We start from the raw sequence: 12,525 nt of genomic DNA, 5'->3' as shown, positions 1-12,525 counted from the left end.
TATATTATAAAATATTACATTTTTACCAATTTTGAATGTAATTTTATGAATATCCTTATCACTGGGGGAGCAGGATTTATTGGGTCAGCAGTTATCAGATATCTGATCAATGAAACTGACCATAAAATTTTGAATGTTGACAAATTAACCTATGCCGGTAACTTAGAATCATTAGCCACTATTGCAAATAATTCACGTTATCATTTTTGTCAGGCCGATATTAGTGATCTAGTACATATAACACAATTATTTAAGCAATTTCAGCCAGATATAGTAATGCATCTGGCAGCAGAATCACATGTTGATCGTTCAATATCCAGCTCAGCAGAATTTATTCAGACTAATATTGTAGGCACATTTCAACTTTTGGAAATAAGTCGTCATTACTGGGAAAATTTGCCTGAAGAAAAACAACATCTATTTCGCTTCCATCACATATCAACTGATGAAGTATATGGTGATCTTAGTGATTTAAGTTCAGAATTATTTACAGAATCTACTCCATACGCTCCAAGTTCACCATATTCAGCCAGTAAGGCAAGTTCAGACCATCTGGTTCGTGCCTGGCATCGTACTTATGGACTGCCTGTTATTATTACAAATTGCTCGAATAATTATGGACCTTACCATTTCCCGGAGAAATTAATTCCATTAACTATTCTTAATGCTTTACAAGGAAAAAAACTGCCTGTATACGGAAATGGTGAACAAATTCGGGACTGGCTGTATGTTGAAGATCACGCCAGAGCTTTATATCAGGTTGTCACAAAGGCCGAAGCAGGCAGTACCTATAATATTGGAGGGCATAATGAACAGAAAAATATTGATGTCGTAAAAAATATATGTACTCTTCTAGATGAACTGGCACCCAATAAAACACTTGGGATAAAATCCTACAAAGATTTAATCACATTTGTTCCGGATCGTCCCGGACATGATGTACGTTATGCTATTGATGCGAGTAAGATTAAACAAGAACTTGGCTGGGAACCAGAAGAAAATTTTCAATCAGGTTTACGCAAAACCGTATTATGGTATCTAAACAATCAGGATTGGGTAAATCATATTCTGACCGGAGAATATCAGAAATGGATACAACAACAATACCACCCGCAATAAGACATAATAAACCAAATATTTATTTAAAATTAAATTCTAATTGAATTAATAATCAAGGAACAAAAAATGGTTAAACGAAAGGGTATTATACTGGCTGGCGGATCCGGAACCAGACTTTATCCTATTACTTTAGGCGTATCAAAACAGTTATTACCCATTTATGATAAACCGATGATTTACTATCCCCTTTCTGTACTTATGCTGGCCGGGATACGAGAAATCATGATTATTTCAACTCCTGCAGATTTACCTAATTTTAAAAAAATGTTAGGTGACGGCAGAGATTTAGGAATTGATTTATCTTATAAAGTACAACCATCTCCTGACGGATTGGCACAAGCTTTCATTCTCGGAGCAGAATTTATTGGCAAAGATAATGTCACACTTATTCTGGGTGATAACATTTTTTACGGGCAAAGTTTCGGTGCACAATTACAAAAGGCAGCACAACAAGAAAAAGGTGCTACTGTATTTGGTTATTATGTCAATGATCCTGAGCGATTTGGTGTAGTCGAATTTGACACCCATGGAAAAGCACTTTCCATAGAGGAAAAACCGAATGAAGCAAAATCAAATTATGCAATTACAGGATTGTATTTTTATGATAATGACGTTATTGAGATAGCCAAGAATATTCGTCCTTCACCCAGAGGTGAACTCGAAATAACCGATATTAACAATGCTTATTTAAATAAGAAATTATTAAATGTTGAAATACTCGGGCGTGGCTTTGCATGGCTGGATACTGGTACACATGATTCACTGATTGAAGCCAGCTGTTTTGTTCAGACAATTGAAAAAAGACAGGGTTTAAAAATAGCATGTCTTGAAGAAATTGCTTTTAATAATAGATGGATAGATTTAGATCAACTGTTTAAACGCGGCAAACTTTTTCAAAAGACAGATTATGGTAAATATCTATTAAAACTATATAGTGAATTTTCGAGGAAAGCCTGAATATGAATGTGATTGAGACAAAGATTAAAGATCTGCTGATTTTAGAACCCAGAGTTTTTGCAGACAATCGTGGCTGGTTTATGGAAAGTTTTAACCAAACAACCTTTAATTCCATTTTATCGTCATATAATCAATCAATTGTAAACTTTGTACAAGATAATCACTCAATTTCACATAGAGGCGTAATCCGTGGATTGCATTATCAGATAAATCCACATGCTCAAGGAAAACTTGTAAGAGTAGTCAGTGGAAAAGCATGGGATGTCGCTGTGGATATACGGACATCATCTCCAACTTTTGGTCAATGGGTGGGAGTCGAGCTATCTGAAAAAAATTTTCGGCAATTCTGGATACCCGCTGGATTTGCACATGGTTTTATTGCCTTAGAAGATAATACTCAATTCTTATATAAAACCACCAATTATTATTCTAAAGAATGCGAACGCAACCTGTTATGGAATGATACAGATCTAGCTATTAATTGGCCGATTGAAAACGATATGTCAATAAATCAAACAGATAAAGACAATAATGCTCCAAATTTTAAGAAACTGATAGATAACAAAATCGATTTATTTTAAGCAAATAAAAGGATTAAATCATTAATCCTTTTATTTTTTCTTAATCCAATACTAATCGTATCAACTAACCAAACCTCTGCCACAATAATCGTCATCCAGAATTAAATTTTCTAAAACTTTATTTTTTTTAATTCTTAAAGTTAAACAAAAGTCTTTATATAAAGAGTCGGCGATAAACAAAGAAGGTTTAAAATCAAAGTAAAGATTTTTACGAAGATTGACCGCATCCTTCACAAAATCTATAGCACCTTGTTGTAAAGCATTTCGTATTGGCCGGGTTGCCCGTTCTCTATCGGACAGATTTTTAAACTCTCCTTTTAGCATATCATCATTAATGCAATATTTTATAATTTGAGTATCATCAGCACTTAATAATTTTTCTAACTCAAAACTTCGGGCAAAAATTTGAGAATCAGGATACAGATTTGCTAAATTATTTACATAACAGCCTTTTATCTTAATATCTTTTGTTATTCCTTCTATAATCGGGATGATTGTTGCAAAGTAATAACCATGAATTGGCTGTATCGATAGTTTATTTAATGCTTGTTGAATTGTCCCGGAATACCCTACATCTACAACTGCAGAATTTTTACTTGAAAAGAGACCAGATTTTTTCAGATATGTCATTAAAGGCAGTTTTTCAGTTTGTGCCAGATTTAAAATATCTGTTTGCAGGTATTGTAATAAAGGCTTTATATGATCAATTTGTTTTTGTTTTATAATTAATTTTTTATCCTTATCCCATAAATTTTTTTGATATATTTTTTTCCAACGTTCAGCATCTAGACTTAAGCCAAATCGTTCAATCAAATAATTTTGAATACTATTTTCATAGTAGTTTTTCTCTGCAATATCAATAATATCTTCAAAAGAATTAATAGCCGGTACTGTTACACATCTACGAGAAACTTGCAGATAATGACTTTGAGGAGTATTTTTTTGCGGTGAACTCCACAAATCATAAATTTGTTTAACAAGCTTACCTTCTCTGGCTAAAAAATATAATTCATTAATATGATCTGTCTGAGCTTGCTCAATCAGCCATTGACAAAAGGCACTCACTACGGGCCCTAATACGTTATAACCTAACTGATAAGGATTTGAGCTAAATAATTTGAATTTTTCTGATGAGTTATTATACCCATATATATTGTTTAAATTTTTTCTGACTAATAAGCCTATTGTTAATTCATTATTAATATTATCTTGATTTAGATCGCTTTTTATAATTTTAAAATAGTCAGGCAGTGCACATGCCAAATCCGCAGCCCTCAGAATATGAATACATTTTATTCCAAATTCATCCGTAGGTAATTGTATATCCGAACGTTCATTGTCACCAATCATCACTACTTCGCGACCAGTGATATCCTCTTTGTTTAACATGTATTTATATAGCTCTCCAGTATCCTTTCGAACTCCGGTTTCTGAAGATAAATATAAATTATGCCATTCAGTAATTCCATGTTGGGATAACATCCTCTCAACTATTTCTCTTGATAAAAACATATCGCTAATTAAAATAATTTTTTTCCCTATATTTTTAGCAAATTGCATTAATTCAATTACGTCATAACGGGGACTGACTGAAGCCAGTTCAACCCTTTCCTCAATTTTTTGTATTTGCTGAACCTGATTATTTGTAAGTTGTGATAAATTTTTAAACTGAACATATATTTCATTTAATGAAACATCCTTACCTTTACTACTCCTAGCCTGAGTTTCCGCAACTACCCGATATTTTTTAAAAATCATTCTGCATTCATCATCTAGATACTGGGATATTATTTTTTTTGTGTGATCAGGATTTAAAAGTGGTCTTACCAATAAGGTATCAAATATATCAAAAGCAACTATTTTTACTTTCTCTTTGTTAATTCTTGATTTATAAAATTGTATGTCTCGTGTCAGGTATTGGGTATCAATCCGGAAGGATGACCAGGAAGAATACTTTAAATCCTGAATAATTACTGAGTTATAACCGGTTAAAGGGGGTACAATGCCTAGCAATCTTTCAAGTGCATGTGCCAATGTTCCATCTGTTTGTCCTCGTTCTTCTGGAAAATCTTCCCATTTCAAATTGAGATCAAATAAAGGCATTAATGCATTCGTTTTAGCCCAGAACATTGAGCCAACCGGATAATTGAAATAACCATTTATCATTGGTAATTGCATACGAGTTAATAACTTTTGCCCCTGGCTTTTATTTGCTAACCAAGTACAGGCAAAATAAGGTAGCCGATGATAAATTTGCGGATAAATTATACCTAAATTATTATTTTCTATTAATAATGAATAAATTTTCTGTATGTTTGCCGCAGAACCAAACATCGAATTAAAAAGATACGAACGCCAACCATCTGTAACCCCTTTGTTATATATCGATTTCTTACTGTGTAAATGTACCAGATAATCATACTGCTTTAATTGCTGACCAAACTCTGCAAACATTGGCGCAAGGTCACGACCACGATTTGGAACTATTTTTATTTTAATTTCATATGCATTTTTTAATTTACTCATATATATTTGACATCGTTGCTGAGAATCCCTATCCGGTACAGAAACAAATAAATCAAATCTAAAAGGTATTTTTGATAAATGGTCTATAAATTCAGATATTAAATCTATATAAAAAATATGACAATGAATTGCAAGTTTATATGATTTTAGTACTGGTTTATATTTATATATATCAATATTTAACAGTAATATTTCATCTCCATAATAAATTTTTTTATTTAATACTTTTGGATGATTTTTAAACCAGCTTGGATGAATTTTGATTGCCCAAGCTAATAAATTCGGTCGCCACCGTTCTGGGAATATGTAATAAAGTTTTCTAAAATAATTTCGTATTGCTTTCTTAATTTTTTTTTTCACTTTCGACCTTTGTATGTTTGATATAACTGAAATAGTCTGATAAGTGTATAAAATTAAATATTTCTCTCACTTTCCTATAACTATCTCAGTTTATGGGGTTAACACATCCCCTAATTTTTATAATTAATTCAAACATTAACAAAAACAATACTATTAATTTCAATTTATTTTTATATAAGAAAATTTTATGTGAAAAATTTTTTATTTACAAGACAATAAATAAAAAATTTATTATCTGCAACATATTAACAACCTAATACATTGAAATAAGGGTATACATATATTTATGATTATTGGAAATAAATTTGGGTTTTATGATATCTTTTTATTATTTCAGCATATTAAATACAGATATCTGCAAAAAATAAAACCAAATACAGAATTCATAAATAAATATCGATTATTTTGATACTACTTATAAATTTTATTATTTTATATGCTTTTAACATTTTAAATATACTTAATATAAATAGAATATACAAATTCAATATTCACATAACTATTTTTCAGTAGCTCATCAATAGATTTAGTCTAATCTTCACATTACAACACTGAATTATTCGATGTCAGTGTTAAATTAATGCTATTATTTAACGCTGTTGTTTGCTATAAATTTTAATAAATCATGACCATTATGACTTGGCTAATTTTGATATTTTTATTTATCTTAATCATTTGTATATTATATCTATTTTCACGCCAAAAGTTGTTACAGGAACGCCAGGCCGGGCATATTCTCTTATCTGAAGCAAAAAATGAGCTAAGTCGTACCCAGGCAGAAGTAAATAATCTACACCAAATCAATCAGAATTATAATGCTGAGCTTTGTAATTGCCGCCAAGAGTTACAGATCGTACATAAACGTTTAAGTGCAGCCGAAGCTGTTAATGCTCAATTAACCGATACTCAGAGTGCTTTAGAGCGGGAACAGCAAATGTGCCGGTCTGTTTCTACCCAACTGGCAGCAGCAGAACAGCAACTACAAGACTGGCAGTTACGTAGTGAGGAATGGCATTTGCGTGAAGAAGAGTTTCTAAAGGTACAGGAAGAATTAAATCATGTGCGTGTGGAAAATAGTCGTCTGGCCACACAATTAAAGCATGAACGTGAAACTTATGATGAAAAGCTGACTTTGCTTAATGAAGCCCGTGTTAGTCTGACTGATCAGTTTAAATCACTGGCCAATGATATACTTGAAGAAAAAAGTAAACGTTTCAGTGAACAGAATCAAACCAGTCTTAATCAGTTATTAACTCCCTTACATGAACGTATGCAGGGATTTAGTCAGCTTGTACAAAATACTTATGAAAAAGAAGCTAAAGAGCGCACTACTCTTGAAACTGAACTGAAACATTTACAGCAGTTAAATGCGCAGCTGCACAATGATGCTAAAGCACTTACGGATGCATTAACTGGTACCCAAAATAAAAATCAGGGTAACTGGGGCGAAATGATTCTGGAAAAAGTGCTGGAAAATTCAGGCTTACATAAAGGGCGTGAATATGTTTTACAGGCATCCTCTACTGTTATTGATGAGGATGGCCGGCAGCGCCGGCTGCAACCGGATGTACTGGTGAATTTACCGGACAATAAACAGATCGTTATTGATGCCAAAACTTCGTTAACTGCTTATGTACGCTATACTCAGGCAACAGATCCCGGTTCTGCGACCAAAGCACTGGCAGCCCATATTCAGTCGGTACGCCAGCATATTAAAGATCTTTCAGCTAAAAGCTATGATGAAATTGACGGGTTAAATACACTGGATTTTGTGTTCATGTTTATTCCGGTTGAACCTGCATACTTACTTGCCTTGCAACAGGATAATCAGCTTTTTGATGATTGTTTTCAGAAACGGATTATGCTGGTCGGACCCAGCACCTTACTGGCGACATTACGTACAATTGCGCATATCTGGCGTAATGAACAGCAAAACCAGAATGCTTTGGCTATAGCCAAAGAAGGCGGCAAACTATATGACAAATTTGTTGGTTTTGTGAATACGCTTGAAGGTGTAGGTAAAAATCTGGATCAGGCTCAGGGACAATTTCAGAAAGCAATGGGGCAATTAGTAAACGGACGTGGTAATCTGGTAAGTAAAGCCAATAAATTACGTCAATTAGGTGTACAAAGCGGTAAAAATTTACCAGAACATTATCAAACCCCAGATGAAGATGAGGAAGAACTAACTCTGTCTATTCCTGATTCACTTTGAAAAAAGTTCGCCATTTATTTTAATGTATTGATGATTTAAATATGATTTTGTTTAAATGTATATCAGTAATTTAAATTATAAACCAACTTACAAGAGCTGTTGACAGACAGTATTTTTAACCATCTTGCCAATTACATAAATAATTAATATTTATGTAGTCTTTCAGGCATATATCATTTGATGCTGGATTGTATCCGAATGACTCAAACTGATTCTCAATCATCTGTTCCATTATTACGCAGAATTTTTAGCCGACATATGCTGATATGTATATTTACAGGTTTCAGCTCTGGTTTGCCCTATTATTTTCTGATTAATCTGATTCCGGCATGGTTACATAGTGAACATATAGATTTGGCAACTATTGCTTCATTTTCCATTATCGGTCTGCCTTTTACCTGGAAATTCTTATGGTCACCATTGATGGATTTAGTTAAATTACCATGGCTGGGTAGACGGCGTGGCTGGATGTTTATCACACAAATTGCATTATTGCTGACTTTACTCGGCTACATCGGGCTTAATCCTAATCAGAATATGACAAGTATAAAAATTCTGTCTGTGTTCGTAGCTTTTTTTGCGGCCAGTCAGGATATTGTTTTGGATGCTTTCCGGCGTGAAATATTGCAGGATAATGAGTTAGGATTAGGTAATGCGATTCATGTTTATGCCTATCGTATTGCCTCAATTATACCGGGCTCTTTATCATTGATTCTGGCTGAGACACATCCATGGTCGACAGTATTCGCCATTACCGCACTATTTATGCTTCCTGGTCTATTTATGACCTTCTTTCTGACACAAGAACCCAAACTTCCTGTAATTACTCACAAATCTTTTAATCAGACAGTTATTGCTCCTTTTAATGAATTTTTTAATCGTAAAGGTATTAAAAATGCTTTGCTGATACTGTGTTTTATTTTTTTGTATAAACTGGGTGACAGTATGGCTACTGCGCTGGCTACACCTTTTTATTTAGATATGGGCTTCAGTAAAATAGATATCGGTCTGATTGCTAAAAATGCCGGCTTGTGGCCAACAATTATTGCTGGTATTTTGGGCGGGATCTGGATGATTAAATTAGGTATTAATCGTGCTTTATGGCTATTCGGACTGGTACAGGTTTTTTCTATATTGGGATTTGTCTGGCTGGCAAGTCAGGGACCTTTTGCCGTAATCAGTTTAAAGCAGCAGTTAATGCTGGCAACCGTTATTGGCGTTGAAGCAATTGGTGTTGGTTTGGGTACGGCTGCTTTTGTGGCTTATATGGCACGTGAAACCAACCCTGCCTTTACTGCCACACAACTGGCATTGTTTACCAGTCTGGCGGCAGTACCAAGAACTTTATTTAATGCAACAACCGGTTATCTGATTAACTGGCTGGGCTATGTCAATTTTTTCTGGTTATGCTTTTTTCTGGCATTCCCCGGTATGCTGCTATTAATAAAAGTTGCGCCATGGAATAAAAACGTAACAGATACTTAGTACTGCTTGTACATATAATTAAACTAAAAAGAGATTATCAGAACTTAGTTTGTGCCTAATTCAAAAGCTAATTGGCAAACAGAATGATCTGGTTCAATTCAGAATACATAATTCTAAATATTTGCATTAAAGCTTCAATAATCAGGTTTTGCAGGATAAATTTGAACACTTTGTCAGTTAAATGCAAGCCTGATTAGCGTAAATATGGATTATGCAGTTTCTCATGACCGATAGTAGTCATAGGACCATGCCCCGGCAAAACACGGGTACTATCTGGCAAAGTTAGTAGTTTACTTTGAATCCCATGAATTAAATCAGCATGATTTCCGCCTGGAAAATCAGTACGGCCGATAGATTCACGGAATAAAACATCACCAACAATCAATAAGTTATTTTCCTGATTGTAAAACACAACATGACCGGGCGTATGACCGGGTATGTGATAAACAATAAATTTATGTTCACCAACGGATAATTCATCGCCATCTTCCAACCAGCGTGTGGGAGTAAGTGGTTTACTAACCGGAAAACCATAATTAGCGGTAATTTCAGGTAATGCCTGCAACCAATAATCATCAGACTGATGCGGCCCCAACACAGGGACACTTTGCTGCTCAGTTAAATCGGCTACACCACTGGCATGATCAAGATGTCCATGTGTTAACCAGATAGCCTGCAGTTTAAGCTGGTTCTGGCTGACAGCAGATAATAAACGTTCAGCCTCTCCACCAACATCAGTTAGTACTGCTTCCCTGCTGGCATCATCCCAAAGCAATGCTGCATTTTGTTGAAATGGTGTTACTGGTATCACTTGAATTTGTAAAGCCATTATTTTCTCTTATTTTGCTACTAATTTATAAGAATAGTGCTTTGCTTAAAAAATATATACTCATGAACAATAATAAACAGGCAAAAGATTGCTTCAGCATTGTCGGTGAAAGCCGATGAGCTACTTTAGCACCCTGTCTGGCAGTGATAAAGCTCATAATACTTATACCAATAAATGCATAAATATGAACATAACCAATGGTATGAGCTATATCAATGTGTTCATGCGTTCCAAAGAATATAAAGCCTAAAGCTCCGGCAATCGCAATCGGCAAACCACATGCAGCGGAGGATCCTACTGCCTGCTGCATTGCTATTCCGCTTCGATTCAGATAAGGTACTGTTAAACTTCCGCCTCCGATACCAAATAAAGCAGATGCCAGGCCAATAACAACACCTGCACACCAGTGCCAGCGTGGATTAATTAACGGCCTGTTCTGTCTGCTGGATTTTACCCGGGCACTGCGAAGCATATTGATGCCAACGAACAAAGTAAAAATACCGATAACCAGTTGCAATTTCTGACCGGATAAAGCATCGGCAATAGCCGCACCTGCGAATGAGCCAAATACAAGTCCGGGAGTTAACCGTCCTACCACCGGCCAGAGCACTGCATGATTTTTATTATGAGCCAGCATGGAACTGACTGACGTAACCATAATAGTGGCTAGGGATGTGCCAAGCGCAAGATGCATGGTGACAGCCTCACCATAGCCCGCATGCATAAAGACTATATAGAGTATAGGAACAACGATTAAACCGCCACCTACTCCGAACAGACCGGCAGCAAAGCCGGCTACCGCACCGATTATTAAATAAGCAAGCAGTTCCATAGATTATTTTTTTGCTGCACTAATACTGTATATTAATGGCGAAAGTGGCGTACTCCGGTTACGACCATTGCTATACCATGCTCATTGGCTGCATTAATCACCTCTTCATCCCGTACAGAACCGCCAGGCTGAATAATGGCTTTAATACCCTGCGCAGCAATTACATCTACACCATCTCTGAAAGGAAAAAATGCATCTGAGGCAGCACAGGCACCTGTCAGTTCAAAACCTGCATCCTGTGCCTTACGGGCAGCGATTCTGGTTGAATCAACCCTGCTCATCTGACCTGCCCCGATACCGTAGGTTTGACCGCCTTTACCAAAAACAATTGCATTCGATTTTACGTATTTCGCTACTTTCCATACAAACAGTAAATCATGCATTTCTTGGTCAGTCGGTGAACGTAATGTGACTACCTGCAATTGTGCTTTTTCGATCTGATGATTATCCGGTGTCTGTACCAGTAGACCACCGCCAACACGCTTTAATTCAAACTGATTGGCTCCGGCTGACAAAGGAATTTCAAGCACACGTACATTTTTTTTAGCAGCAATAATAGCTTTTGCCTCTGCACTGAATCCGGGTGCCATTAATACCTCAAGAAACTGACCGGTAACTGCTTCTACTGTTGCTGCATCTACCTCACGGTTAAACGCGATAATACCGCCAAATGCACTGGTTGTATCGGTAGCAAATGCCAGACGGTAAGCGGTTAACGTATCCGCTGCAACTGCTACTCCGCAAGGGTTAGCATGCTTAACGATAACACAGGCTGGCTGAGTAAAAGATTTAACAGCCTCCCACGCTGCATCGGCATCAGCAATATTGTTATACGATAATTCTTTGCCTTGCAATTGCTGATAATTAGCCAGACTACCGGCAGCCGGCTTCACATCACGATAAAATGCTGCCTGCTGATGAGGATTTTCTCCATAGCGTAAATCCTGCACTTTCAACCAGTTCTGATTATATTGCTGAGGAAAAGTGTGTAATTGCGGCTTTCCGGACAGATTTTGATCGTCAATACGAGTCAGGTAATTAGTGATCATGCCGTCATATTGAGCTGTATGGGCAAAAGCTTTTCGTGCCAGATTAAAACGCGTTTGCGCGGTTAAACTGCCAAGCTGCTGTATTTCAGCAATAACGGCTTCATAATCATGATAATCTGTAACAATGGCAACATCCCGCCAGTTTTTGGCTGCAGAACGCACCATTGTCGGACCACCAATATCAATGTTTTCAATAGCATCTTCCAGTGTACAGTCAGGTTTAGCTACTGTTGCCGCAAATGGATACAAATTTACACAAACCAGATCAATGGTTCCAATATCATGCTCTGCCATTTGTGCTACATGCTCAGGACAGTCACGTCGTCCCAGAATACCGCCATGAATTTTCGGATGTAATGTTTTAACCCGTCCGTCCAGCATTTCCGGAAAACCCGTATAGTCTGCCACTTCAGTGACAGCAATACCGGCATCAGCCAGTAAACTGGCTGTGCCGCCGGTTGACAGCAATTCAACTCCTAATTGTGCCAGCTGATGCGCAAATTCAATTACACCAGTTTTGTCTGATACACTCAGCAGTGCCCGTTTGATTACAGCCATGATTTCTCCCTTAA

At 36.2% G+C, this 12,525-nt stretch carries 8 protein-coding genes and 1 pseudogene; 5 read left to right on the top strand and 4 right to left on the bottom strand.

Going from position 1 to position 12,525, the window contains the following annotated elements; genetic code table 11:
- Positions 1-45 precede the first annotated feature (45 nt).
- The 3 genes from rfbB (at position 46) to rfbC (ending at position 2,657) form a co-directional block, all read left to right on the top strand.
- Positions 46-1,119 carry a dTDP-glucose 4,6-dehydratase gene (rfbB, locus tag H3T75_RS06910; protein WP_084550301.1) on the top strand — a complete coding sequence of 358 codons (1,074 nt, stop codon included), beginning with the start codon at positions 46-48 and terminating at the stop codon, positions 1,117-1,119.
- 66 nt (positions 1,120-1,185) lie between these two features.
- Positions 1,186-2,076, top strand: a complete 891-nt coding sequence (gene rfbA / locus H3T75_RS06905; protein WP_084550304.1) for a glucose-1-phosphate thymidylyltransferase RfbA — start codon at positions 1,186-1,188, stop codon at positions 2,074-2,076.
- A 2-nt stretch (positions 2,077-2,078) separates the two neighbouring features.
- A complete protein-coding gene (rfbC, locus tag H3T75_RS06900; RefSeq protein WP_198211363.1) occupies positions 2,079-2,657 on the top strand; it encodes a dTDP-4-dehydrorhamnose 3,5-epimerase in 579 nt (192 codons plus the stop codon).
- 60 nt (positions 2,658-2,717) lie between these two features.
- Here the strand turns inward: rfbC and H3T75_RS06895 are convergent, their stop codons facing one another.
- Positions 2,718-5,543: an HAD-IA family hydrolase gene (locus H3T75_RS06895; RefSeq protein ID WP_198211362.1), complete on the bottom strand. Its 2,826-nt coding sequence runs from the start codon at positions 5,541-5,543 to the stop codon at positions 2,718-2,720.
- A 1,063-nt stretch (positions 5,544-6,606) separates the two neighbouring features.
- Here H3T75_RS06895 and H3T75_RS06890 point away from each other — a divergent pair.
- Both H3T75_RS06890 and H3T75_RS06885 read left to right on the top strand, forming a co-directional pair.
- A pseudogene (locus H3T75_RS06890) lies at positions 6,607-7,689 on the top strand (DNA recombination protein RmuC); the annotation flags it as partial.
- Positions 7,690-7,956: 267 nt separating this feature from the next.
- Complete coding sequence (locus H3T75_RS06885; RefSeq protein ID WP_232335956.1) at positions 7,957-9,243, top strand: AmpG family muropeptide MFS transporter; 1,287 nt, start codon at positions 7,957-7,959, stop codon at positions 9,241-9,243.
- A gap of 193 nt (positions 9,244-9,436) precedes the next feature.
- On the opposite strand, the gene H3T75_RS06880 is transcribed toward H3T75_RS06885, so the two are convergent.
- Genes H3T75_RS06880 through purH form a run of 3 tightly spaced genes read right to left on the bottom strand, consistent with a single transcriptional unit; the run spans position 9,437 to position 12,511 of the window.
- Complete coding sequence (locus H3T75_RS06880) at positions 9,437-10,072, bottom strand: MBL fold metallo-hydrolase (RefSeq protein WP_198211360.1); 636 nt, start codon at positions 10,070-10,072, stop codon at positions 9,437-9,439.
- Positions 10,073-10,097: 25 nt separating this feature from the next.
- Complete coding sequence (locus tag H3T75_RS06875) at positions 10,098-10,904, bottom strand: sulfite exporter TauE/SafE family protein (RefSeq protein ID WP_110414708.1); 807 nt, start codon at positions 10,902-10,904, stop codon at positions 10,098-10,100.
- A gap of 32 nt (positions 10,905-10,936) precedes the next feature.
- Entirely contained in the window at positions 10,937-12,511 is a 1,575-nt protein-coding gene (gene purH, locus H3T75_RS06870; RefSeq protein ID WP_110414709.1) for a bifunctional phosphoribosylaminoimidazolecarboxamide formyltransferase/IMP cyclohydrolase, read from the bottom strand.
- Between the last annotated feature and the right edge of the window lie 14 nt (positions 12,512-12,525).

The sequence above is a fragment of the Snodgrassella sp. W8135 genome (genome assembly GCF_016101225.1).
Taxonomy (GTDB): domain Bacteria; phylum Pseudomonadota; class Gammaproteobacteria; order Burkholderiales; family Neisseriaceae; genus Snodgrassella; species Snodgrassella alvi.
This window is presented reverse-complemented; position numbering and strand designations above follow the sequence as displayed.

Coding starts and splice junctions, on each gene's coding strand:
- rfbB (WP_084550301.1), top strand. CDS start 46: ATGAATATCCTTATCACTGGGGGAGCAGGATTTATTGGGTCAGCAGTT.
- H3T75_RS06885 (WP_232335956.1), top strand. CDS start 7,957: ATGACTCAAACTGATTCTCAATCATCTGTTCCATTATTACGCAGAATT.
- H3T75_RS06875 (WP_110414708.1), bottom strand. CDS start 10,904: ATGGAACTGCTTGCTTATTTAATAATCGGTGCGGTAGCCGGCTTTGCT.
- rfbC (WP_198211363.1), top strand. CDS start 2,079: ATGAATGTGATTGAGACAAAGATTAAAGATCTGCTGATTTTAGAACCC.
- rfbA (WP_084550304.1), top strand. CDS start 1,186: ATGGTTAAACGAAAGGGTATTATACTGGCTGGCGGATCCGGAACCAGA.
- H3T75_RS06880 (WP_198211360.1), bottom strand. CDS start 10,072: ATGGCTTTACAAATTCAAGTGATACCAGTAACACCATTTCAACAAAAT.
- purH (WP_110414709.1), bottom strand. CDS start 12,511: ATGGCTGTAATCAAACGGGCACTGCTGAGTGTATCAGACAAAACTGGT.